This window comes from Moraxella macacae 0408225 (assembly GCF_000320365.1).
In the GTDB taxonomy this organism is placed as follows: Bacteria; Pseudomonadota; Gammaproteobacteria; order Pseudomonadales; family Moraxellaceae; genus Faucicola; species Faucicola macacae.
Genome location: NZ_ANIN01000001.1, coordinates 388167 through 413824 on the forward strand (window position 1 = coordinate 388167; position 25658 = coordinate 413824).

Genomic DNA, 25658 nt, shown 5'->3' on the forward strand with positions numbered 1-25658 from the left:
ATTTTTATATCGTCTTTTTCATCACGCTGATTTGTTGCAGTTTTTGTTACAAATTTATTGCTTTATTGCTACAGTTTATTGCAAGCAGATGCCAATAATGGTTTTATATTTATCCCAAGTTACAGGAATGATATAAGAACGGCGTTCTTTTGGCAAATAAGTTGACGTTGGCACACCGTCCACAATAACTGGTGGAGAAATAATAAACTCCGAACCAAATTCTTTACGAGCATTACCAGATACCGTATTGGCAATTTCACCGACAAGATCTTTTAACAGATGGATTGATTTGTCAGGCTCACCCATCGTGTGTAAAATATTACGCAACATTGGGGTTTCAGAACTTACATACACCGAACCTTCAAGCGGACCTGTGATGTTAATAATCCCACTAAAGTCATATGCCAAAGGCTTTTCATTGTCATGAATATAAGGCGTATCCACCAATACTTTATCGCTGTTGATTTGCTTAAAAAAATTGGTTACCGAATCAATAAATACGTATAATTTTTCAGCTTTCATAAGCTATCTCAAGTTTATTAAGGGTTTTGTAGATAAATCACAATAGCGGCCGTCAAATTTTTCCACTCCAATGGAATTACAAATGAATGCCGATTTTTTGGTAAATTAATGCTGTCAGGTTGGCCTCGGAATACAAACGGTACAGAAATGTTAAATTCTGGCCCAAACTGTGAACGAGCGTTGCCCGAAATGGTATTGGCAACCTCGCCAACCAAATCTATCAAATTATCTTCACTGTTGTCGCTTTCTTGCATAACAAGCAACATTTTTTCCAACAATGGTTTTGGAGCGGTAAAATACACCAAGCCTTTGTTATTACCTGTAATGCCAATCACACCTGTGTAATCACTAACAATTGGAGTATCATTTTCATTTAGGTAAGGCGTTGCAATCGCGATGTCTTCATCATTTAATTGACGAAAATAATTGGCAACACTGTCAATAAAAACTTGGAAATTTTTTTCTACATTCATTACAATCACTCTCTTATTTAGTCTATTTTATCAAAAATCAACTGACCAGTTCAGCTAAAGCTTCGGCTAATTCTTCTTCAGAAAACGGTTTACACAAAAAGCCACTTGCTCCCAATTCCAACGCTTGAATGCCCGTTGCTTTGTCCGATAGGGCGGACACAACCAAAATGCGCACATCAGGATTTTTAGTAACCAGTTTTTCAATACACTCTAAACCGTCCATCTGTGGCATGGTTAAATCCATGGTAACCACATCTGGACTGTGAGTGTCAAATTTTTCAATTGCTTCTGCCCCATTGCTTGCTGTCGCGACAAGCGTAAATTGGTCAGAATTATAGATACGTTGGATACGATTTCGGATAATATTTGAATCGTCAACAATCATTAAACGGTACATAAAGTTTTCCTTAAAAAATTATTCAGCGTTTGGTTTTTTTGGAATTTTAATTGTAAAGCGAGTATACTGGTTTTCTTTGGTATCAACGCCTAAAGTACCTTGTAACTGCTGTACATTGTCTTTAATGATATCCAAACCAACACCACGTCCTGCATCTTCATCTGCCGTATCTTGGGTACTAAAACCTGATTTAAACAACAGACTTGTTAGTTTTTGTCGACTCCAAGTCGCAACATCTTCAGGCTGAAAGCCCATGTTAATCGCTTTTTGGCGTATCGCCTCATAGTTAATACCTGCACCATCATCTTCAATGGTAAGTTTATACGACTCTGCCAAATCCAACAAACTTAGCTGAATATTACCGACAGCCGCTTTGCCCATTTGTACGCGTTTTTCAGGACTTTCAATGCCGTGTACTACCGAGTTACGCACCAATTGGATAATAATTTCTTTTAGCGTGCTTTCTATTTGGTGGGGCAATTGAGTTTTATCCAAGCCTGACGCTCTTAGTTGCACTTGCTTTTGTTGGCGAATGGCAATATTATCAGCAAATTGTTGGTAAAATTCATTTAATCCTGACACAGGGGCAGGTTCTGGTGTTTTTGGATTGGCCACTGCTTCATCAGCTGTTGGTGTTGCACCCAGTTTTAAGCTGTTGGCATTTTGATTAATACGACGACCCAATACCTCAATGGTATTTGACAAGTTTAACAATTCATCAAGATGAATGGTTAACGGTAAAAAGTCATTGCCCGATAAACGCCCTTGGTTTTGTAGCCCTTTAAGTTTTTCTTCAAATTTTGGGCAATGTTGGTAAAACTGTGCAATTTTAACGCAGAAGCCTCGCCTTTTAAACTGTGCATGATACGGTACATGCGAGTCAATTTATCCTCAAGTTCTGATTGGCTGCTGCCTGAGACTTTTAAGATATCATTAATTTTGACAATATTGGCTTTGGTATTGCCAATAAAGTCGTTAATCAAAGCTGGACTTACATTCAAAATCGTGGTTAACATCTCAATTTGTAAATCGTTTTGGGCACGTTCATGCTCAAGGCGTTGTTCTAATCGCACTTGTTGGGTTACATCTTGAACGTTTACCAAGATTTTTTCAATTTCTTTACCAGCATAAACGCGTGAAAATTTAAAGTCCAAATAGCGGTTTGACTTTGAGGCACTGTTTTCATCTGCGTGTAACATCACTTTTTTTAGCGGATTTAAGTCATCTACCAATTTTTCTTTTACCCGCGGATTGTACAACTGTTTTACAAAACCTTCAGTGGTATCAATGTCTTTATCTGAAATTTTATTTCTAAGCAATTTGGTTAAGTTTTCGCCTGCAATGTGTGTGTTTTTACCCATAATATTGCTAAGTTCAGCAGAATATTGGTTACCGATGCTCATGTCTTTATTTAACAAAAACAAGCCCATATTCACGTTTTGCATAATTTCGGCGGTTTCTTTTTGTGCCAATAAAGCATCTTCGTCCGATTTACGCAAACGACGAATAAAAAACGCAATAAAGAAGAAGAAATAAATCCCTGCGGCAACAACTGCAATCGAACGAATGGCGTTAATTTGTTCGGTTTGCTGTTCACTGGTGTGAAAGGCTTCGGTTGTTAGATCTTGTAAGGCGGCATTAATTGCAAGGGTTGAAATTTTTGCCTGCTCACCTGCAATTTGAAGAGGGGTTGCTGAATCTTCACCAATATCTTTGGCAACAGACAAATAATTTTTAATTTTTGGTTCTAATTCGTCCCAGTTTTGACGGGTTTCAGTCAATGATTCAATCAGTTTTGGATCGTTAATCACAGGCAAATTACCTGTCTCAAGCCCATCATCATTAACCAGTGCTTGACCTCCAGTTTCTAACGCAGTCAAAGTATTGTTAATAACGACTACTTTTTTGTCCAAACGCTCCAATACGGTTTTAACGTGAGGTGAGTTAATGTCTTCACCATAACTTACCTGCATGTCAAACAAATCTTTAATTACCTGCTGTACATTATTGGCAAGATTATTCGTAGTGGCAATCAGTGCCGTATTTTTCTGCAACTGTACAGAACCATAAACCGTATAAATCAATATCCCAGACAATAATGTAACAAATACAGCCAGTGAAATGACCAAATCACGATAACGACCTTTCACAGCCGAATCTGTATTTGGTCTCGTAGATTGAGCCGATTTTTTTAAAACACCTGACGCCATAATGTGTTTCCTTTAAGACGATACCAAGAATAAATTAACGAAATCCGTATAATAAACCATAATAATAACAATAAATTATTTATATAACAATAAATTATGTAAAAACTTAGAATCGTTAATTTTTTTCATATAAACATCTGTATTTTAACACAAAAAGAATGCAAAGATACATAATGTTAACAATAAAAAAGAATAAAATAATTATTTTTTAACAAAAACAGTTCAAGATCTTTAAAGAAGTGGCATTTGACAAAAAATTACAGCTTGGTATTTTTTTGTAATAAAATGTAAATATTCAACATCACCAATAAAGCCAACACACTAAAAAACAGCAGCGACAACTGTGGCAAACTAAACCCCAAAAATGTCCAATCAATCAAAGCACATTCACCCGAACCTGTAAACACTTCTTTGAAAACTTGGGTAATGGGTAGCGTATCTATCCAGTAGTTTAAACCTGGTCCACACGCAGGGGCTTCACTAGGTGGCAAGTTTTGTAGCCAAATATGCCAACTTGCCACACCGACTGACCACAAAATACTAAGCAGGGCCAAAATCATTAAGGTTAATTTTGCCCAGCGTTTTTGCAGTTGAGTGATCAAGGATAAAAATGCAAAACTCCCCATACCAATCAAACCGATACGCTGAAAAACACACAACGGACACGGATCAAGCCCCACCACTTTTTGCAAATAATAAGCAAACACCATACCCACAATACTGCCAAGCACAAGCAAAACTAAGATACCGCGATGACTAAAGGTATAATAAAAGATACAATGCAAAAAACCAAGTTGTTTCATAACAGTCTTTACAGTTTTGTTAAATGTTGTTTGAGTTTGTGTATTTTTGCATAAAAATCTTTCATAAATTTTTTAAGCAAAATTTTAAGCAAGTCTAAGTAATAGTAGCTTTAACGATACTGCTGTACAAATTCATAAAAACTTAAGGTGTCTTGTTGCTCAAGCTCGGTTTGTTGGTGTTGTGATTTTTTGGCAAGTTGCTGATAATAGTCCGTTTTTTCACAACCCAAACTTTGGCTTCGTAACAATTTTGCGTGTTGTTTGGCCAAGGCTTTGCCAAATTTCCATGCACTGCCATAATGTTCAGTATCATGCAAAACTTGTGCCGACAAGGTAAAATTAGGATTTTGGGCTTTGCCAAGCATCAAGGTCAAAGCGTTGCGATAATCGTTATTGCCATATACGCCGTCCAAAAGCCTAGCAAGTGGCAACATTGCGGTTAAATGACTGCTAATCCAGTCGCCAAATTGCATTTTGCCAGTGTTGGTCTGAATGGTTAAAGCAACATCACGCCCTTGATTGACGATTTTTTCTTGGTTTTGACTGATAAGCTGTTCTTCTGCAGGGAGCAATTCTGGGCTTTCATTTATCAAACAATACAAGGCCAAAATTTCCATAAAACACGCAGTGGATAAACGAATGCCAATATCGCTATACGGATCAAGATCAATGGCTCTAAATTCAATGTAAGCAATGCCTCGATTGGCTAATGCATCGCTTGGATTTTCGCCTGATTTGGTAACTTGTTTTGGACGGATTGGGCTGTAATATTCATTTTCAATCTGTAAAACATGGTCGTTAATTTGAATGGGCGTGCCGTTTTTATTATCCACGCCTAAGGCTTTAAAACTGGCGTTTGGTGTATGAATCGCTTGGCGTAAACCTTGAATGTATTCAAACAAATTATTGTAACGAATGTCCAAATCGTCTTGCACACTGTTTTGATAGCCCAATTTTCCCATACGCAACGAAGTGGCATTTGGCAAATAATACGTAGAATCATTTAAGGCTTGCAAATGATGTTTTCTTCTTGTCAAAAAACATTTGCACACGCTTGGACTGGCTCCAAACAAATACAACACCAAACCGCTTAAACGTTTAAAATTACGAATCAATGCCAAATATTTATCATTTTTAAACTCAGTCAATGACTGTTGGTTTTTTTGAGCCACTTGCCACTGCTTAAATAATTCATCGCCAAATGACAAATTATAATGCAAGCCTGCAATCGTCTGCATTCTCCGGCCGTAACGAATTCCTAAACCATGGCGGTATAAGGTTTTAAGTTTGCCAATGTTTGATGTGCCATAATCTGCAAGCACAATCTCATCGTCGTTATCCGATAACATACACGGCATAGAAAGCGGCCAAAACAACTCATCATTTTGTAGCGACTGCTGTACCACAATGTGCAAATCACGGAGCATGCTTAGGGCTTTTTTTGGACTGTCTTGTGGTTGTGTAATCAACTCCAATAGGCTTTCGGCATAATCTGTGGTGATAAACGGGTGGGTTAATTTTGATCCCAATGCATGTGGGTGTGGTGAGCTTGCAATGTAACCTTGTGGATTCATGCGCAAACCTTCTTTTTCGATACCACGAAGCATGCCTGTTAAATGCTCACTGGTAAGCCATTGTGGAGGTGGTGCATGAAAAGCAGAAATTGTCATGGCTATTCCTAAAACCGACTAAAAATAGCAACATTATACAACAATTGCTAAAAATAAATAGTGATGATTGGTAAACGCAAAAAAGATGGGGGCAAAACAAAACCCAACGCACACGCATTGGGTTTTTAAACACCAAATACATTACAAATACAGGTTAAGAGGATTCAATTTGGTTAAAATCTACCAAACATTCACGGTTAATTTCTTTAATAGACTGCGAACTGGTCAACGTCATCGCAACTTTCATTTCTTTTTCTATTAAATTTAACACATTGGTTACCCCCGCCTCGCCTTCGGCAGCCAATGCATACACAAACGCACGCCCAAGCATACACAAATCAGCACCCAACGCAAGCATGCGCACCACATCTAAACCATTACGAACACCAGAATCCACTAAGATTTTAAGATCGCCTTTGACCGCATCGGCAATAGATGGCAAAGCACGCACTGTAGATAACACGCCGTCTAACTGACGCCCACCGTGGTTTGACACAACGATACCATCTGCTCCAAAACTTACCGCATCTTTGGCGTCTTTAGGATCTAAAATGCCTTTAATCACCATCGGCCCATCCCAAAAATCACGAATCCATTGCAAATCTTTCCACGAAATAGACGGATCAAAATTTTCACCCAAATAGCCCATATAATCTTCAAGTCCAATCGCCTTGCCAAAATATTTGGAGATATTGCCTAAATCGTGTGGCTTGCCCATAAGACCAACATTATAAGCCCAATGTGGGTGTGTCATTGCCTGCAAATAACGGCGCATAGCAGCATTAGGGCCACTCATACCTGAATGCATATCACGGTATCTTGCCCCCGGAACTGGCATATCCACGGTAAAAACAAGCGTGGTACAACCTTGTGCCTTGGCACGTTCTAGCACATTTTGCATAAAACCACGATCTTTTAGAACATACAGCTGAAACCACATAGGGCGATTAATTGCAGGCACAACTTCTTCGATCGGACAAACCGAAACCGTAGACAAGGTAAAAGGAATGCCTTTTTTGTCAGCGGCACGAGCGGCTTGTACTTCACCACGGCGAGCATACATTCCCGTCAAACCAACAGGCGACAAGGCAAGTGGCATAGACAGTTTTTCACCAAAAATTTCAGTGGACAAATCAAGTTTACTCATGTCTTTTAACACACGCTGACGCAACGCAACCTCGGACAAATCCGCGACATTGCGCTTAAGTGTGTATTCAGCATACGCCCCACCATCAATATAATCAAACAAAAAACGTGGCAAACGACGACGAGCCGCTTCACGGTAATCATTTCCTGATGCAATAATCATAATAACGCCTTATTTCAAGTTCAAGATTCAAGCCTAAAAACTCAAAACCTTAACAATTGTTGTAATTTTAAAAAATTGTCATATTCTAACAAAATACACATTAAAAAACTCAAAAAAAAGTATAATTTTGCTAAATTTTTTTAAAAAACCCAACAAAACAAACAAAAGTTGACAAAAAGTTGTCTAATTAAAAATTTTTCACAAAAACAGCGATTTTTTCCATCATAAAATATTGAATACTATCCTAAAAATGTAGTATGATTTAGACATTTCTGTTATTTTGTGTTAAAAAACTTTAACAACAACAGATAATTTTTAACAAATTAACAGAAAAATACAAAAAGTCCTACTTTTTATTTTTTGATACAAGAAAAATAAAAACCAAAATCAAAATCAAACAATTAACAACAAGGAGCGTTTCCTATGTTTACCTTTTTGGCGTTATTGCCAATTTTAATCGTGCTGGTGCTGCTTGTCATCATGCGCCTGCCTGCCAAAATAGCGATGGCAGTAACTTATGCCGTTACCGCAGGGCTTGCAATTTTTGTGTGGCATGCAGACATTAATCAAGTACTTGCCGCCACCACCAAAGGCGTTATTACGGCTATTTCGGTATTGTTTATCGTATTTAGTGCAATTTTACTGCTCAATACCGTCAAAGAAAGCGGAGCAATTATGTCAATCCGCAAAGGCTTTATGGATATTTCCCCTGACCGTCGTATTCAGGTGATTATCGTAGCATGGCTGTTTGGTAGCTTGATCGAAGGGGCATCGGGCTGGGGTACGCCGTCAGCAGTTGGTGCACCGCTATTATTTGCCTTAGGTTTTCCTGCAATGGCATCAGTTATGGCCATGCTTATCATTCAATCCACGCCTGTATCATACGGAGCAGTAGGTACGCCTCTATTGATTGGTGTCAAAACAGGTTTAGATGGCAAAGAAGACATACTTGCCAGTATCGCACCGAACACACTTGATGATTATATTTTACAGACAACTGCCAACGTGGGTATGTTCCATGCAATTGTCGGCTTTTTAATTCCATTGTTATTGTGCTGTTTTTTAACGCGTTTCTTTGGTGAAAAACGTTCATTTAAACAAGGTTTTGAAGTTGCTCCCTTTGCAATTTTCGCAGGACTTGCCTTTACCATTCCTTACTTTTTGGTAGCAAAATTCCTAGGCCCAGAATTTCCGTCATTGGTTGGTGGTTTTATTGGTTTGGCAATTGTTGTGCCTGCAGCCAAAGCTGGCTTTTTACAACCAAAAAACATTTTTGATTTTCCAGAACAATCCAAATGGCAAAGCAACTGGATGGGTGAATTACAACATGAAACCCACGATGAAAATGTTGCACCAAAATTTAATTTATTGCGCTCTTTTTCACCTTACTTAATTGTCATTGTATTGTTAATTGTTACACGCGTACCATCAATTGGACTAAAAGGCTTGTTAAATTCAGATGCCGTAACCATTAAATTTGCCAATTTATTTGGCACAACCATTAGCCACAAAGAAGCCTTGCTATATTCACCTGCCAGTGTGTTATTGATCACATCAGCAATTTGTATCGTGATTTTTGGCATGCAAGCCTCTCAAATTAAACGCAGTGTTAGCGTATCTGCCAAAACCATTTTGGCTGCCGCCCCTGCACTTTTATTCTCAATTCCAATGGTGCAAGTTTTCATCAATTCAGGGTCAGCACCTGATGCGGTCAATGTCTTACCTGCAATGCCAATGTTGTTAGCCCAAAGTGCAGCAGGTGCTTTTGGAGACAGTTGGCCATTATTTGCATCAAGCATTGGTGCACTGGGAGCGTTTATTGCAGGATCTAACACCGTAAGTAACATGATGTTCGCCTATTTTCAATGGTCAACTGCAGGTCAAATTGGTTTAGATGCAGCACTGGCAAGTAAAGTGGTTGCACTACAAGCCGTTGGCGGTGCAGCCGGTAATATGGTGTCGGTACATAATGTGATTTCAGCGGCGGCGGTTGTTGGCTTGATTAACCGTGAAGGTGCGGTCATTCGCATGACTTTGATTAGCATGACTTATTATGTGGTGCAAGCAGGTTTAATTGGCATGGCGTTTATTTTTAATCCGGTATGGTTTATTGCTGCTGTTGTTTGGCCACTGGTATTCTTTGGCGGTATGTCAATGCTAAGCAAACAAGTCAATGTTGAACAAAAAAGCATAAGCACAATAGATTAAACCTCGTCTTAATCGTTAAAAATAAAAAAGTAGCTTAAGGGCTACTTTTTTTGTGGGTGGATTTGTGGGTGAAACCAGTTTTTATGACTGTTTAAGTTTACGTTATTGTTTAAGTTTACGTTATTGTTTAAATTTGCGTTTGGTTTGTTGTCGCACAATTTTCATAAACCGTTCAATACGCACAATCGCTCGATATGAGTACAAACTCATTGCCACATTAAACAACATAATAAGCCCAAACAAGCCAGGTAAGATTTGTTTGCCTTGTTGCACAAAATACAAAGCAACCACCAAACACAACACCGCACCAATATAGTAAAAATTACTAGCCCTCCCTAAGCGTTTGTACATGTTTTGCACTTGATTCATATTAACCACACGCACTTTTAATTTGGCATTTTCTACCTCATCGCCGATTTTTTCACGGATTTTTGCCAACACCTTTTCTAGCTCGTCTTTTTCTTTGTCGCTTAAATTTTGTCGGTCAAATGCCTGATCAAATTGCTCTTGCAAGGATTTGCTGTTTTTGTTAGATTGGTTTTGTTGCTCATCGTTGTCAATCATAAGAAAACCTCAGTGGCTTAGTGTGTATTAAACGTTTTATTTTAGCCCAATTTTTTATATAATACAAATATAAACAAATCCACGCAATTGCCTATATTTGGCATTCAGGCACGCCTTTATCATAATTACCGCCTTTTATCATGACTAAATACGGAGTAACTTTATGTCAAATTTTTCACCGATCGATATCACCTGTTTTAAAGCCTACGATATTCGTGGCAAGCTTAATGTTAACCTTGACAACACCATTGCCTACCGTATCGGTCGGGGGTTTGGACAATATTTATTAGCCACAAAACCCAGCGATGTCAGTGCTACAATTGTCATTGGTGCAGACATTCGCCACAGCAGTGTAGCTCTAAAAAAATCTGCCCTTGATGGCATTTTAGACAGTGGCGTTAATGTCATTGATCTAGGTATGACAGGCACAGAAGAAGTTTATTTTTATACCAGTTACTACAAGGCAATGGGCGGCATTGAAATTACCGCAAGCCACAATCCGATTGATTTTAACGGCATGAAACTTGTGCGTGAACACTCAAAACCAATCAGCTCCCAAACAGGCCTGGCTGACATTCAACGTTTGGCTGAAAGCGGTGAATTTAATAGCCCCAAGCGTGGCAACTATACATTAAATACAGATAAAACCGCCTACATTGATCATCTGATGAGTTATATTGACATACGTAACCTGTCGCTTGATAAACCGTTAAAAATTATCGTCAATGCAGGCAATGGCAGTGCAGGTCCCGTGTTGGATTTGTTGATCGAGCGTTTGACCAACACAAGTTTACAATTTATCAAATTGCACCATGAACCAGATGGCAATTTTCCAAATGGCATTCCAAACCCGATGATTATCGCCAATCGCACCCCAACCATGGATTTGATTCGACAACAAAACGCGGATTTGGCAGTTGCGTTTGACGGTGATTTTGATCGTTGTTTTTTCTTTGATGAAAACGCACGTTTTATCGAGGGTGCGTATTTGGTCGGTGTGCTTGCCAAGGCATTTTTGGACAAAGAGCCAAATTCTGGCATCGTATACGATCCGCGCACCATTTTAAACACGGAGCATATCATCAAAACCTGTGGTGGCGTGGCAGTCATGAGCCAATCAGGGCATTCATTTATCAAAGAGGTCATGCGCGATGCTCGGGCAATTTACGGCGGTGAAATGTCAGCACACCATTATTTTCGCGATTTTAACTACTGCGATAGTGGCATGATTACCTGGTTGTTGGTGGTCGAATTGTTGGCAAAATCAGGCAAAAAACTCTCCGAACTTGTAGATGAAATGATCGATAATTTTCCAATTTCAGGAGAAATTAACTTTAAATTAAACACCATCACCGCCCCTGAACTTTTGGCAAAATTAAAACAAAACCGAGATTTGTTTGGCGAAAATGCAAGTCTCAACGAAATTGACGGTTTGTCCTTGGATTTTGACAACTGGCGGTTTAATATACGTGCGTCCAACACCGAGCCACTTGTGCGTTTAAACATTGAAACAATTGGCGACAAAAAACTGCTAGATGAAAAAACTCAAGCAATTTGCCAATGGATTATTGACAATGGTGGGGTGAGGGCCGATCATTAATTTCGCTTATTTTGATGATTTGTTTTGATGATTTTAAAACCAAAAACCGCTAATTATCATGCAATTAACGGTTTTTGGCTAAATTTACAGGCAATCATTACAAACACTGCAAACAATGATTAATTAAATTACTTAAATTAAATTACTTAAATTAAATTAAATTAAATTAAATTAAATTAAATTAAATTAATTATCACAACAATTACTTGCCACCACGCTCACTGCGAGATTTTTTCACAAGAAAATCAACCACTTGGGTAACTTTATCATCTTCGCCCGAAACCACATATTTGCCATCAACCACCACAGCAGGCACGCCTGATATTTGATAGCGTTTTGCTGCATCTTGTGCACGAGCAATTTTTGTGTTAACTGCAAATGAATTGTACAAACTGTTAAACTTGTTCAAATCCGCCCCTTGTGCTTCATACCATTTGCCAATTGATGCCTGATCGTACAGTTTTTGGCGATCTTTTTGTAACGCATCAAACATTGCCTGGTGGGTTTTATGCTGAATTCCCATCAATTGGGCGGTATAAAAACCGCGGGCGTTTTGTTCCCAAACTGGATTCATGGCTGCAGGCGTTTGCATAAATACCACATCAGAGGGCTTGGTTTTTGCCCATTTTTGCATGTACGGCTCAAGGTTGTAACAATGCGGACAGCCATACCAAAAAAACTCACGCACAATGATTTTGTTGCCTTCGATTTTTTCAGGATTGGCAAGCTCTTGATAATCTTTACCTGCCACAAAATCCGCCGCCCAAACAGACATTCCACTAAACGCAATACCCGCGACCAACGCGGTCATAGCAAGTTTTTTCATAACAATACCTTTAAATTTATATAAGTTAAAATTAAAAAACGCATGCAAAATAAGCTTAAGATACCACTATCTTAGCATTTTTTTATTTTTCGGTGTAGTGAATTTTGACAAGTGCTAAAAAAAACTACATAAAGGTAAAAATTTGGCAAGATTTTGATAAATTTTACTAAAATAAAAATCATTTTTACTTAATAATATTTTTACTTAATAATATTTTTACTTAATAATATTAAAAACTTAAATATTAAAAACCTGATTTTGTTAAGGTTTTTTTGCTAAAATTTTGTTAAAATAAAAGCCAAATTCGCTTATTTTTAGGAAAAATCATGACACAAACCCACAACAACGCTGACTTTCACGAAATTGGTAAATTTACCGCCCTTGCCAATGAATGGTGGGATAAAAATGGGGCGTTTGCTACCCTGCATGATATCAATCCGCTTCGTTTAAACTGGGTTGAAGAACAAACAAAATTGCAGCACAATTCAGATTTATCTGCCAAAAAAGTGCTCGATGTTGGTTGTGGTGGCGGAATTTTGTCGCACGCTATGGCAGAACGCGGAGCACAAGTTATGGGAATTGATTTGGGTGAAGAAAATATCCAAGCTGCCAGATTTCATGCCAAAAAAACCCATCAAGTCATTGACTTTCAATGTACAGCGGTAGAAGATTTGGCAAAAACTCACGCAGCACAGTTTGATGTGGTAACTTGCATGGAAATGCTAGAACACGTTCCAAACCCTAAATCTATTATCGATGCGTGTTTTGCCCTGTTAAAACCTGGTGGCGTGTTGATAATGTCTACAATTAATCGCAATTTTAAATCGTATCTGTTTGCAATTATCGGTGCTGAATATGTGTTGCGTTTGCTTGATAAAGGCACGCACGATTTTAACAAATTTATCACCCCTGCTGAACTTGATCGTTTTGCTGAACGCAGTGGTTTTAAGCGTCAAGATTTGATTGGATTGCATTACAACCCATTGACAAAACGTTATTGGCTTGCCCAAAATGTTGATGTCAATTATATGATGGCGGTTTATAAACCCAAATAAAACCCTCGATCAATGAAAAAATTGATAAATTTAACAACAACTTATACCAAACACAAAATGTCTTTAGCCAAAGCCAATCAGCCTCGCACCGCCAAAGCCTTGCAAATTAACGATGAAGCGCAATATTTGACTAAGTTTCGCCAATTTTTGTTTGCACGAGGGCTTACTACCAACACACGCAATGCCTACTTAAGGGATCTGCTCGCCTGCGAACGCACCAACTCAAAAGCCCTCACGCAATGGCATGGTGATGATGTTTTGTCCTGCCTTAGCCAATTACAACAATCAGGCAAAAACGCTCGCAGTCAGGCTCGTGCTTTATCCGCCTTAAAACAGTTTTTTTTATGGCAAATTCACAGCAATCAACGCACCGACAACCCTTGCGATGGCATTAAAGCCCCCAAAATTCGGCGTAACTTACCCAAAGATTTGTCCGAAAATGACGTTACCGCCCTACTTGCCGCCCCAAACGATAGCACAGCACTTGGCATGCGTGATTTGGCTATGTTAGAAGTTTTATACGCCTGCGGTTTGCGCGTATCGGAGCTTATTCATTTGGCATTGCACGAGGTAAATTTAAACGCAGGTTGGCTACAAATTCGTGGCAAAGGCGACAAAATCCGCTTAATACCACTTGGTGAAATAGCAATTGATACGCTAAATGCTTATTTAACCCACGCTCGTCCACAGCTTACCTACCTAAAAAACGGACAAGCAAGCCGTTGCCAAGCGGTATTTTTAACCCAACAAGGAGGCTATATGACAAGGCAAAACTTTTGGTATGTGATTAAGCGTTATGCCAAACAAGCAGGCATTGATAAGGAAATTTCACCACACACCTTACGTCATGCTTTTGCAACACATTTAATCAATCATGGGGCGGATTTACGCAGTGTACAGATGTTGCTTGGACATAGTGATTTGTCTACCACCCAAATTTACACCCACGTTGCAACAGCACGTTTACAACAATTGCACCAAAACCATCACCCAAGGGCTTAAAACTGTTAAAACCTTGAATGTTATATGAATAAACTAATCCAAACGATTAATCGTCAACACCACTTTATAACCACCAGGGTGATGCATGGTTACACGATTTGGCAAATTTTCGGTATTTTTGTAAGAAAAATTTGCCACCCACTCGCCATTTTTTGCAACAGTCAAGCGGTTAAAATCATCGCTTTGATGCTCGCTATCACTGGGTGCAGGCTCGCCCATTACCCAATAAGACAGCTGTGAAATCGGTGCTTGCCAACCTGTGGCTTTTTGCAACAATTCTTCAGGATTGTCCGCCGTCATTTTACCTGTTGCGTTGGTAAGGGTTGCAGTTTTTGAGTTAAAAGTAATGTTGGTCTGCCCTGCATTTAACACACCAGACAGCTCTATTGCAAAGTTTTTTGCTCTCTGAGTCCATGCATAAAACGCACTGCCTGCTTGCGTAGGTGTGGTTAAGCCGATTTTACCATTAATGTGAAAATTTTTTGGGGTTTGGTTTTCGATCACAACTGGCTTAGACATTGAAGAATCAGGCATCGAACTATCAAGTACTGGATAGGTGGTTTTGGCAACTGGAGTTGCTTGGTTGTTGACAATTTGCTTATTAACGGTTTGTTTGTTGAGCAGTTGCTGGCTTTGACAAGCGGTTAACAGACTTAAGCCAAAACAGGCAAACAAAATTTGATGGTTTTTCATACAATCACACTTTAACAATTTTAATAATTTTAACAATAATTTTTAATAACATCTAATAATTAAGTTAGACAAATTATCTTAAGCAAATTATCTTAAGCAAATTATCTTAAGCAAATTATCTTAAGCAAATAGTTTTAACCTAATAGTTTTGTGGCATCGGCGGATAATGCAGCTCCGTTTTTAACACATTTTCAATACGCAAGGCTTCATTCGTATTGCCTAAATTGGTATAGGCCTGTTGCAATAACAACCCACTAATCACATCAGGAATAATGTCAAAATTATCCGACAACAACACGACAATCCGAGCATTGTCCGCTTGGTGCAGAGCTTGTTGTGCCAAAATTTGGCGTACCTTTAATCCCACTTGCGTATCATTCACCAAGGGCGTAATTAAGTTTTCAACTTCTGTTGGATTTTGTTTTAAATTTACCAAAGTTTGTGCATATTCTAAACGGTATTCAACATTATTAGGATCAAGTCTACGCAAGGTTTGTAGCACATCTAAGCGTTTGGCTTGTTCGTCAGCGGTACTATAAGGCATTAACAGCACTTTGGCAAACAAAATATCCATATTGTCAGGCAATTGCCTTTGGGCTTCATTCAATAACGCAATGGCTTGTGGCAATTTATTGGCCTGTTTTAATACCGTAGCTTGCATGATATAGCTTTGCGGTATAAATTCATCAAACTGCTCGCGCAAGCGTTGCATACTGGCAGATGCATCATCATAACGACGCTCACTTACCAACAAATCCACCTGACGTTTGCGCGCGGTCAATACCAAATCAGGTTGCATAACTCTACCATAAAACTCAATTGCCCTACCAAAATTTAACTGACGTTCCGCACTAACTCCAAGGTAATAATAAGCCCTATCCTTATAACCTAAACTTTGGGTCAATGCCAACAACAAATTATCCGCTTCTTGATAACGCTCACTATCCACACCAACAAGCCCTGCCAAAAGTTTAATCTCATCATCTGCCAAAAACAGCACGTTTTTTTTATCATTTAACAATTGCCAAGCCACATCGTTTTTGCCTTGTTTGATCAAATAACGAGTTTGGTATAAAAACAAACTTTTGTTGTCTGGCAAGGTTTTGCGTGCTTTGGTAATAAATTTATTGACATTATCAACCTTAGGCGTATCATTCATTGATGGTATCGCTTGCAAAATATCGGCTTTTAAGATCAAAAACGCAGGGTTTTTTGGTTGTTTGGCAAGGGCTTTATCAATTTCACTTAACGCTTGGCTGCTTTGGTTAAATTGCAACAACAAGCCTGCTTTCATCACCAATAACGATGGGTTATTTTTGGTGTCCAAATTTTGTAAAATATTAAGCAATTGTGCTTGATCGGTTGTATCGGTTGGATAAATTCCCACCAAAATTTGACTTAAATCTGCATTGGGATCGTGCTTTAAAATTTGGTTTAATTTTTCACCCGCCAGTTCATATTTATGGGCTTTTAATGCCAAATGGGTTACATAAAATAAGGCAGGAATGTGTTCAGGATTCACCTGTTGCCAGCGATTGGCAAAACGCAATGACACTGGTGCCAACTCATGTTCTAAGGACAAACTCAAGGCTCGTTCAAACACAGGGGCGGAGATTTCTTTTTGCGACTCGTGCTTATACAATTGTAGTGCCGTTGATACATCTTGGCGATTGGCGGAGAATTCTGCCATTATCACCGCCAATAAACTTGGCTGATTTGACGCTTGTGTGGGCTTATATTGGCTTAGCAACGCATCAAGCATGGAGGTGGGTTTGGTTTTTTTGACAAATGATTTTTGGGGGAACTTGGAAAAATCCGACTCTTGTAAACGCTGATAAATGGTTAAAACTAACTGATTGTCAAGGTGTTTTTGATAAATGATGTTTTCAGCAAAACTTTTGTTTAAAGCAACAAAAGGCATTGACACACACAACATCACCACAACAGACAAGCGTCCAATGGTTCTCAATGCTTGTTTTGATTGTTTTGTTTGAGACAATTGTTGCACCGGTTGCTGTTTTATAGGCTTTTTAACAGGTGCTTTTTTTGTAACAAGCACGCTATTTTTAACAGGCATCTTGGCAAAAAAAACCACATCAGAATGTAACAAAAAATCAGCCATAGCGATGATATCAATCTAAAATCAAAAATTACATGAACTTATTATAATCAAACTTTGTTACAAAAAATATAGAAAAAGTGTTAATTTTACCAAAACATTGCCAAAAAAATGAAAGTTCAGCACAGTATCAATAACTGTGTTAACTGTGTTATAATAGCGATTTTTCTTTTTTGTAATTTTATCTGTTTTTTTGCTTTTTTATATTATTTTTTATATTTTTTTGGCAAACATCTGTCGGCTCTTGTTATGCAATTATTGGTTCTTGGTCTTAATCACAAAATTGCCCCTGTCGCTATGCGAGAGCGTTTGGCATTTGGAAGCGATATACCGATCGCATTGCAGTCGCTTGGAGCATTGAGTGCAGGCGCGGTTATTTTGTCTACTTGTAATCGCACCGAACTGTATATTTTGGCAAAACCCAATCAAGCCTTGGACGATCTTAGCGAACAATTGTTGCATTGGCTGGCAAAATTTAAAGGATTAAATGGCGAAGAAATTCGCCCTCATCTGTATATTTATGAAAATAATTTGGCATTAACCCATTGGGTGCGTGTTGCATCAGGACTTGATTCTATGATTTTGGGCGAGCCACAAATTTTAGGACAAATGAAACAAGCGGTCAATCAGGCACAACGTTTAGGAACAGTTAATAATCAATTAAGTTTTATCATTCAACAAGTGTTTGCAGCCACCAAACAAGTACGCAGTGAAACCAAAGTCGGTTCGCAAGCGGTATCACTTGGTTTTGCATCGGCAAAACTGGTAACCCAGATTTTTAACAAACCACACAACAGCACGTTGCTTGTGGTGGCATCAGGTGAGATGAATCGCTTGGTGGCAACTCATTTGGCAGGGCTTGGGATAAAAAAAATCATTATCTGCAATCGCACACCAGCACACGCCAAAACTTTAGCCAATGAACTACGCACCGCGGATCGCTTGGTAGAAATAGTAGGGCTTGAGCGGTTGGCAGAAGTGTTAATACAAGCAGACATCACCACAAGCTGTAGTGGCAGTTTACACGCATTGATTGACAAAAACATGGTAAACCATGCCTTAAAAATCCGTCGTCATCAGCCGATGTTAATGATCGATTTGGCCGTTCCAAGAGATATTGAACCAAGCGTGGGTGATTTGGACGATGTGTATTTATATTCCATTGATGATTTGCAACACGTCATTGCAGGCAATTTAAAGCAACGCCGTCAGGCAGCGGTAGAGGCAGAATTGCTCGTCAGTCAACAAGTGGCAAGCATTGAACGCAAATTATTGGCAAAAGAAATCGGTCAAGAAATCAAACATTATCGACAACAAAGCAAACAACAAGCCGATACCCTACTCACTCAAACGCTAGAACGCTTAGCAATGGGTGAAAATCCTGCTGAATTGATGGCCGAACTTACCCACAAACTCACTCAAACATTAACCCACGCCCCAACAAAAATGCTCAAAGCCGTAGCAAGCGAACAATCAAGCGACACAGCAAATTTTGTTGCACAACAATTAACCCAAGCATTTCGTCCAAATAAATTCCAGCGATGATTTAAGACGCTTATTACAAAAAAGACGAAAACCATTCGTTATTCGCCTTAATTTTAAACCTTTGTGTTAAACCATTTACAATGATTGATTTACAATGATTGAGGTTTACAATGACTGAATCTGCGGTGTTTGATTGTCGTTAATCACACTTTCATCTATTTTCACTGTTTTTTGTCCGGTCATAGAGGGCAACTCATACATGGTGTCAAGCAACGCATTTTCCACAATAGAACGCAAACCTCTAGCCCCAGTGTTGCGTTTAAGTGCTTGTTTGGCAATTGCAATTAAGGCTTCTTGACTAAACTCAAGTTTGGCATTTTCCATATTAAACAGATATTCGTATTGTTTGACAAGGGCATTTTTCGGTTCGGTTAGGATCTGAATTAGCGATTCTTCGTCCAATTCCTCAAGCGTGGCAACCACAGGCAAACGTCCGATCAATTCAGGAATCAATCCAAATTTAATCAAATCTTCAGGCTCAACTTGTTTAAACAATTCACCAATTTTTTTGCTGCTGTCTTTGGCTTTTACATCAGCGTTAAAACCTATGCCTGTTTTTTCGGTGCGCTGTTGAATGACTTTATCAAGCCCTGCAAATGCACCACCACAAATCACCAAAATATTGCTGGTATCTACTTGTATCATTTCTTGGTTTGGGTGTTTACGCCCTCCTTGTGGTGGCACATTGGTAATTGTACCCTCAATCAATTTTAACAAGGCCTGCTGCACGCCCTCACCTGAAACATCGCGCGTAATTGACACATTTTCACCTTTACGGCTGATTTTGTCAATTTCGTCAATATAAATGATGCCTTTTTGGGTTTTCTCAATGTCATAATCGGCTGACTGTAGCAGTTTTAACACGATGTTTTCCACATCTTCGCCAACATAACCTGCCTCGGTCAAAGTGGTTGCATCGGCAATTGCAAAAGGCACATCAATCAAACGAGCCAAAGTTTGAGCCAACAAGGTTTTACCAGAACCTGTAGGTCCAATGAGCAAAATATTGCTTTTTGACAATTCAATCATCGCATCATCTGCGCCTGTTTTGACAAACTTTGGTTCATTTTGGAATTGGTCGGCAACTTTTAGGCGTTTATAATGGTTGTACACAGCCACTGCCAATGTTTTTTTGGCTCGATCTTGCCCGATGACATATTCATCTAGGTGTTCGCGGATTTGTTTTGGAGTTGGCAATTCACGATTTGCCCAATTTTCATATGAAGCCGCCTCTTCACCGTGGCTGTCAATGTCATCATCAACATCAATAAAACCCTCGCACACTTCAATACATTCATTGCAAATATTGGCATTTTCGCCCGAAATGAGTTTTTTGACTTCGTGTTTGGCTTTTCCACAAAACGAGCAACAAGGTTCGGTAATTTCTTTCATGCGTATCTCTTATGTTATTTTTCTCTTATACTGTTATATACTGTTACTGTTACTGTTATATACTGTTATATTGTTTTTAGCTAAATTATACAGTTTTTGGGCGTTTGTCCAACACTTCATCTACCAAACCGTACGCTTTAGCAGCATCAGCACTCAAAAAGTTATCACGATCGGTATCTTTTGCTACTTTTTCGTAATCTTGCCCTGTGTGCTCTGCGATCAGACGGTTGAGTTTTTCTTTTAAATACAAAATTTCACGCGCATGAATTTCAATATCCGATGCTTGTCCACGAAAACCACCTAACGGTTGGTGAATCATAACACGCGAATTTTTTAGAGCGTAACGCTTGCCTTTTGTGCCCGCTGACAACAAAAACGCTCCCATTGACGCTGCTTGACCCAAACAAATCGTTGATACATCAGGCTTAATAAAATTCATGGTGTCATAAATAGCCATGCCAGCGGTTACCACGCCACCTGGTGAATTGATGTATAAATGAATGTCCTTTTCAGGATTGTCCGCTTCCAAAAACAACAACTGAGCAACGATCAAATTTGCCATATGATCTTCAACTTCAGCAGTCAAAAAAATCACGCGTTCACGCAACAAACGTGAATAAATATCAAACGAACGCTCTCCACGAGCCGATTGTTCAATCACCATTGGCACCAGTGCGTTTTTCACTTGACTGTTTGCAAAAGGCGAGTCTAAAAATTGCTCTAACATAGTCATTCCTATTTTTGTCAATATTTCAATATTATTTCAATATTATTTCAATAAAATTAATACGCAAAAGCCCTTACGGATAAGGGCGACTGCAAAATATAAAAAGTTGCTCATGAAACATTTATTAACTAAGTGTTAATTAAGTGTTAATTAAGCATTTGTTAATTAAAAACAATCAATCCATGGGCAATTACATCATGCTTTGTTGTTGACCGGCTAACAAATCCTGATAAGACACTTGTTTGTCTGTAACTTTGCCTTTCGCCAAAATAAACTCAACCACTTGATCTTCTAATACCACCGCTTCAATGTTGGCACGTTCTTGGGCATTACTGCTGTAATACTCAATCACTTCTTTTGGATCTTCGTAATTTTCTGCCATTTCTGCGATAAAGTTGGCAACACGCTCTTTGTCAACTTCCAGTTTGTTCGCTTCAATCAAACTTGATACCAACACGCCCAAACGCGCTGAACGCAAGGCTTGATCTTCAAACAACTCATTTGGCAACATATCCTTGCTAAAGTTATTTGGATTTGCTCCAAATTGTTGAGCAAAACGGTTTAACATCAAATTACGTTGGCGTTCAATTTCTTGTTCAAGCATAGATGTCGGAATGTCAATTTCATTTTTCTCAAGCAAAGCGTTAAAAGTTGCCTCTTTGATTTGAGAACGCCCTGCATTTTTGATCTCACGCTCCATATTTTTGCGAACGTCGCTTTTTAATTTGTCAAGACCACCTTCTTTTACCCCAAACACTTGAAAAAATTCTTCGTTTAGTTCAGGTAATTTTGCCTCTTCTACCGATTTTAGATTAATTTTAAATTGGGCTTGTTTGCCTTTTAGATTGTCCGCTTGGTAATCTTCTGGGAAGGTTGCCTCAATGACTTTCTCCTCGCCTACTTTCATACCCACAATGCCATCTTCAAAACCTGGAATCATGCGGCCGCTGCCAATCACAAGGCTAAAATCTTGAGCCGATCCGCCGTCAAATTTTTCGCCGTCAATCAAACCCTCAAAATCAAATTTTACTTGATCGCCTGTTGCAACTGCACCGTCTTTAGCAACATAAGTTTGGCGTTGTTTTTGTAAGTTTTCAATCATCACATCAACATCTTTGTCATCAACAACTGCCACTTGACGTTCAACATCAACATCGTCCAAGCCTTGAATTTCTACTTCAGGAAAAGTTTCAACCGTTGCCTGATAAACCAAAAAGTCATTTTCTAATTTTACATCATCAATGTTTGGCATGCCAACAGCACGGATATTTTCTTCGCGAATGGCATCAAACACAGTGTCGCGAATGACATCGTTAATCACCTCTTGTTGAATGCCCGCTCCGTATTGAGCACGAATGTGAGAAACTGGCACTTTGCCTTTACGAAAACCGTCAATTTTGGCAGTTTTTGCCACTTGTCCAATGCGTTTTTCCACACGTGTTTGAATGGTTGCCACTGGCACTTTTACGGTTAATTGGGTTTCTAAATTCGAGGTTTTGTTGGTGGTGATTTGTAAATCTGACATGATTACGTTTCCTTTTAAAACTGGTTAAAACTGGAATTAAGTTCACGGATTTTAGCCGATAAACCGATGAATTATCAATAACTTATCAACAATTGACAAGCAAAAAATCTGTTGGCTTTGAATAAAACAAACCGAAAGTTATCTATTATAAAGTAAAATTGACATAAAGTAAAAAATTAATTGCCCTCGATCGACAAATTCTAAGTTTTAAAACTTTGCGGTCTTGTATTTTATGCCAATTTCTACCCATCTGTTTTACCAGTCTGTATTTTTCAATGTGTGCTTTTTAATTGGGCTAATAAGTTTTGTAAGGCTTGTCCGCGGTGGCTGATTTGATTTTTTTCGGTTTTGGTGAGTTGTGCAGATGATTTTTGCAAATTTGGCAACCAAAACAACGGATCGTAACCAAAACCACTTTCACCAATTTCGGCCGATAAAATCTCACCTTGCCAAACGCCTTGAGCAATCACTGGCAAAGGATCAAACGCATGACGCACCAATACCAACACACAAACAAACTGTCCAATAATTGGCGTATCTTGCAATTTTGGTCTAAACTTTTGCAAATCGTTTAGTAGTTTTTGATTGTTGGCTTTGTCTTTATTTTGCAAAAATTTGGTCGCAAATGTCGGATCATCTTTGGCAAAACGTGCAGAATAAATGCCGGGCTTGCCCTCTAAAATTGGTACACACAGCCCAGAATCATCTGCTATCGCAGGCAGGTTACTGATTTTACTGGCATGACGTGCTTTGATGAGTGCGTTTTCAACAAAACTTAAACCATTCTCAATCGCATCATCAATATTAAGTTTTCCTTGTGGAATAATGTTAATATTTAAGTTTTCATTATCAAATAACTGTTGAAATTCAGCAAGTTTGCCTTGATTGTTGCTGGCTAATACAATTTGGTTACAATCTAACATAAGCGATTCTCTTTTTTTTATTTTTGCAATAAAAAATTTGTTAATTGGGTTTTTGCTCCTTCGGTTGCAAAGGACTCAGGGTGATATTGCACACCTTGGATTGGGTAGGTTTTATGACGAATACCCATAATTTGTGCACCGTTTTTGGCAAGTTTTTGTAAATCTGTGTTAGCGTCCGATCCTGTTACACTGGTGATTTCTAGACAATTAGGCAAATCGTCGTAGGCCACCATCAGCGAATGATAACGCATGACATCAATGCCCTGTGGCAAACCGTGATACACGCCCTTGCCATTATGCACAATCGGCGAGGTTTTGCCGTGCATGGGCGTATTTGCTTGCACCACTTTGCCACCAAAAAAATGTGCAATTCCCTGCATACCCAAACACACACCAAGCAACGGCGTGGTTTTGCCAATTTCAGTGATAACTTGCCCACAAATTCCAAAATAATTCACATCATCAGGAGAACCAGGTCCTGGCGAAATAACAATACGCTTAGGATTCATATTTTTGATTTCATCAAGGCTAATTTCATTGTTGCGTTTAACCGTTACACTAAATGGTGTATTTAGTGATACTAAAATTTCACCAATGTATTGGTATAGATTAAAGGTAAAACTGTCATAGTTGTCAATAATAAGCACGTTCATTTTTTTAATCCATAAAGTTTTTTAATCCATAAAATTACTCAATACCACTTTCATCGCCGATAATTTTCGTACAATCTCTTGGTATTCATCATCAGCATTGCTGTCAAACACATTGCCACCACAAGTCTGAGTATACGCCGTATCACCATTGACAAACAAACTTCTAATCGGAATGGCAAAAGTACAATCACCATTAAACGAAAACTGCCCCACCGCCCCACCATACACGCCACGTCCAACAGGTTCAAGTTCGCTAATAATTTTTAACGCCTCAATCTTAGGAGCACCTGACAAGGTTCCGGCTGGAAAATTGCTTGCCAATGCACTAAACATATCATGATTGGGGTGCAAAATTCCAACAATCTCGCTAGAAATATGCTGAACGTGAGAAAAGCGTTTAATATCCATAAGACTACGCACTTTTACCGTGCCAAATTGTGCCACTCGTCCAATATCGTTACGGTGTAAATCCACAAGCATGTTATGCTCGGCGATCTCTTTAGGGTCGTTTAAAAGCCCTCTTGCCAGTTGTCTGTCATGAACAGCATCACAACCACGCTTGGTTGTACCTGCAAGCGGATAGGTTTCCATCTCGCCATTACGCAGACGAAATAACAGTTCAGGCGATGCACCGATGATTTTTTGTTGGCCAAATTTCATAAAATACATATGCGGTGATGGGTTAACCGTGCGCAGTTTTTCATAAATTGGCATTTTATCACCCACAATCGTATAATGCGACTGAAAACCCACCTCACATTGAAAAATCAAGCCCGCCTTAATGTCTTGCTTCACTTTCGCGACAGTTTTGGCATGTTCATCTTTTGTCATGCCATCACCAAGATAGTTTACTTTTGGGTTGCAAGTTGAGTTGTTACAAGTTGAGACATTGTTTAGCAGATCAATAATTTTATCCATACGATTGGTATTGTAATAAAAATAAAAAATCTCGCCTGTCATTTTATCAAGGCTTAAACCGTCCAAATATAAACCAAATTTAAACGGCTCAAAATGCTCACTTGCTTTAACATGTAAGCTCGACTCAAAAAAATTCACGCTATCAAAACCCATAAATCCAACCAGTCCGCCTGTATAATTGCGTGCTATGATGTGTTGCGGTGTGATTTTTTGCAATAAATGATAAGGGTTGTTGCAAGCGTACTCGGTCGTTTTGCCTTGTTTTTCAATGCTTAATGTATTGCGATCTTTGGCAAAAACAATCGCATCAGGATCAAAACCTATGATGTGATGACGTGCAATATGACTTTCCTCGCCCAAAGATTCAAACAAAAAACAAGTGTCGTATTTACATTCAATGCGTTTAAAAAGCTCAAAAAAATCAATATCTTGAGCAATTTTAACCAGCGTAGGCTTGCTTGGAATGTCAAACATCGGTGCAGTTGTAGTATCCATAAAAACCATCTTTTTAAAAATTTGTTTCG

General features: G+C 38.8%; 23 protein-coding genes. 5 read left to right on the top strand and 18 right to left on the bottom strand.

From position 1 onward, the window contains the following. Positions 1-75: 75 nt before the first annotated feature. The 8 genes from MOMA_RS01740 to lldD all read right to left on the bottom strand — a co-directional run bounded on the left by MOMA_RS01740 (position 76) and on the right by lldD (position 7384). The gene (locus MOMA_RS01740; protein ID WP_009766899.1) at positions 76-522 is read right to left on the bottom strand and encodes a chemotaxis protein CheX; all 447 of its coding nucleotides are present in this window, start codon (positions 520-522) and stop codon (positions 76-78) included. A 17-nt stretch (positions 523-539) separates the two neighbouring features. After that, positions 540-995 carry a chemotaxis protein CheX gene (locus MOMA_RS01745; RefSeq protein WP_009766900.1) on the bottom strand — a complete coding sequence of 152 codons (456 nt, stop codon included), beginning with the start codon at positions 993-995 and terminating at the stop codon, positions 540-542. Positions 996-1032: 37 nt separating this feature from the next. Next, a complete protein-coding gene (locus MOMA_RS01750; RefSeq protein WP_009766901.1) occupies positions 1033-1392 on the bottom strand; it encodes a response regulator transcription factor in 360 nt (119 codons plus the stop codon). Between the two features lie 18 nt (positions 1393-1410). Beyond that, positions 1411-2097, bottom strand: coding sequence for an ATP-binding protein (locus tag MOMA_RS09950; RefSeq protein WP_227498080.1), 687 nt, complete (start codon positions 2095-2097; stop codon positions 1411-1413). 26 nt (positions 2098-2123) lie between these two features. Beyond that, positions 2124-3602, bottom strand: coding sequence for a hypothetical protein (locus MOMA_RS01755; protein WP_227498081.1), 1479 nt, complete (start codon positions 3600-3602; stop codon positions 2124-2126). A 257-nt stretch (positions 3603-3859) separates the two neighbouring features. After that, a complete protein-coding gene (locus MOMA_RS01760; protein ID WP_009766902.1) occupies positions 3860-4405 on the bottom strand; it encodes a disulfide bond formation protein B in 546 nt (181 codons plus the stop codon). Between the two features lie 110 nt (positions 4406-4515). Next, positions 4516-6075, bottom strand: a complete 1560-nt coding sequence (gene gshA / locus MOMA_RS01765) for a glutamate--cysteine ligase (RefSeq protein ID WP_009766903.1) — start codon at positions 6073-6075, stop codon at positions 4516-4518. Positions 6076-6229: 154 nt separating this feature from the next. Beyond that, on the bottom strand, positions 6230-7384 hold the full coding sequence (gene lldD / locus MOMA_RS01770; protein WP_009766904.1) for an FMN-dependent L-lactate dehydrogenase LldD: 1155 nt from the start codon (positions 7382-7384) through the stop codon (positions 6230-6232). A gap of 423 nt (positions 7385-7807) precedes the next feature. Here lldD and MOMA_RS01775 point away from each other — a divergent pair, with 423 nt between their 5' ends. Next, a complete protein-coding gene (locus MOMA_RS01775; protein ID WP_009766905.1) occupies positions 7808-9592 on the top strand; it encodes an L-lactate permease in 1785 nt (594 codons plus the stop codon). Positions 9593-9712: 120 nt separating this feature from the next. Here the strand turns inward: MOMA_RS01775 and MOMA_RS01780 are convergent, their stop codons facing one another. Continuing rightward, a complete protein-coding gene (locus tag MOMA_RS01780) occupies positions 9713-10156 on the bottom strand; it encodes a hypothetical protein (protein WP_009766906.1) in 444 nt (147 codons plus the stop codon). Positions 10157-10319: 163 nt separating this feature from the next. On the opposite strand from MOMA_RS01780, the gene MOMA_RS01785 reads away from it, so the two are divergent. Further along, complete coding sequence (locus MOMA_RS01785) at positions 10320-11756, top strand: phosphohexomutase domain-containing protein (RefSeq protein ID WP_009766907.1); 1437 nt, start codon at positions 10320-10322, stop codon at positions 11754-11756. A 202-nt stretch (positions 11757-11958) separates the two neighbouring features. Here the strand turns inward: MOMA_RS01785 and MOMA_RS01790 are convergent, their stop codons facing one another. Beyond that, positions 11959-12582, bottom strand: a complete 624-nt coding sequence (locus MOMA_RS01790) for a thiol:disulfide interchange protein DsbA/DsbL (protein WP_009766908.1) — start codon at positions 12580-12582, stop codon at positions 11959-11961. 326 nt (positions 12583-12908) lie between these two features. Between MOMA_RS01790 and ubiG the strand changes: the two genes are divergently transcribed. Then, the gene (gene ubiG / locus MOMA_RS01795) at positions 12909-13637 is read left to right on the top strand and encodes a bifunctional 2-polyprenyl-6-hydroxyphenol methylase/3-demethylubiquinol 3-O-methyltransferase UbiG (RefSeq protein WP_009766909.1); all 729 of its coding nucleotides are present in this window, start codon (positions 12909-12911) and stop codon (positions 13635-13637) included. Between the two features lie 57 nt (positions 13638-13694). Further along, a complete protein-coding gene (xerD, locus tag MOMA_RS01800; protein WP_040624947.1) occupies positions 13695-14639 on the top strand; it encodes a site-specific tyrosine recombinase XerD in 945 nt (314 codons plus the stop codon). A gap of 33 nt (positions 14640-14672) precedes the next feature. On the opposite strand, the gene lolB is transcribed toward xerD, so the two are convergent. Beyond that, positions 14673-15332 (bottom strand): lipoprotein insertase outer membrane protein LolB, encoded by a 660-nt coding sequence (gene lolB, locus MOMA_RS01805; protein WP_009766911.1) that lies wholly within the window; start codon positions 15330-15332, stop codon positions 14673-14675. 139 nt (positions 15333-15471) lie between these two features. Then, positions 15472-17454 carry a tetratricopeptide repeat protein gene (locus MOMA_RS01810; protein ID WP_009766912.1) on the bottom strand — a complete coding sequence of 661 codons (1983 nt, stop codon included), beginning with the start codon at positions 17452-17454 and terminating at the stop codon, positions 15472-15474. 246 nt (positions 17455-17700) lie between these two features. Here MOMA_RS01810 and hemA point away from each other — a divergent pair, with 246 nt between their 5' ends. Next, complete coding sequence (gene hemA / locus MOMA_RS01815) at positions 17701-18996, top strand: glutamyl-tRNA reductase (protein WP_009766913.1); 1296 nt, start codon at positions 17701-17703, stop codon at positions 18994-18996. Between the two features lie 105 nt (positions 18997-19101). On the opposite strand, the gene clpX is transcribed toward hemA, so the two are convergent. The 6 genes from clpX to MOMA_RS01845 form a co-directional block, all read right to left on the bottom strand. Then, positions 19102-20388 carry an ATP-dependent protease ATP-binding subunit ClpX gene (gene clpX / locus MOMA_RS01820; RefSeq protein WP_009766914.1) on the bottom strand — a complete coding sequence of 429 codons (1287 nt, stop codon included), beginning with the start codon at positions 20386-20388 and terminating at the stop codon, positions 19102-19104. 85 nt (positions 20389-20473) lie between these two features. Then, positions 20474-21115, bottom strand: coding sequence for an ATP-dependent Clp endopeptidase proteolytic subunit ClpP (gene clpP, locus MOMA_RS01825; protein WP_009766915.1), 642 nt, complete (start codon positions 21113-21115; stop codon positions 20474-20476). 190 nt (positions 21116-21305) lie between these two features. Beyond that, positions 21306-22643: a trigger factor gene (gene tig, locus MOMA_RS01830; RefSeq protein ID WP_152411749.1), complete on the bottom strand. Its 1338-nt coding sequence runs from the start codon at positions 22641-22643 to the stop codon at positions 21306-21308. A 269-nt stretch (positions 22644-22912) separates the two neighbouring features. Next, positions 22913-23563, bottom strand: coding sequence for an RdgB/HAM1 family non-canonical purine NTP pyrophosphatase (rdgB, locus tag MOMA_RS01835; protein ID WP_009766917.1), 651 nt, complete (start codon positions 23561-23563; stop codon positions 22913-22915). 17 nt (positions 23564-23580) lie between these two features. Next, positions 23581-24216: an anthranilate synthase component II gene (locus MOMA_RS01840; RefSeq protein ID WP_009766918.1), complete on the bottom strand. Its 636-nt coding sequence runs from the start codon at positions 24214-24216 to the stop codon at positions 23581-23583. A 21-nt stretch (positions 24217-24237) separates the two neighbouring features. Then, positions 24238-25629: an anthranilate synthase component I family protein gene (locus MOMA_RS01845; protein WP_009766919.1), complete on the bottom strand. Its 1392-nt coding sequence runs from the start codon at positions 25627-25629 to the stop codon at positions 24238-24240. Positions 25630-25658 lie beyond the last annotated feature (29 nt).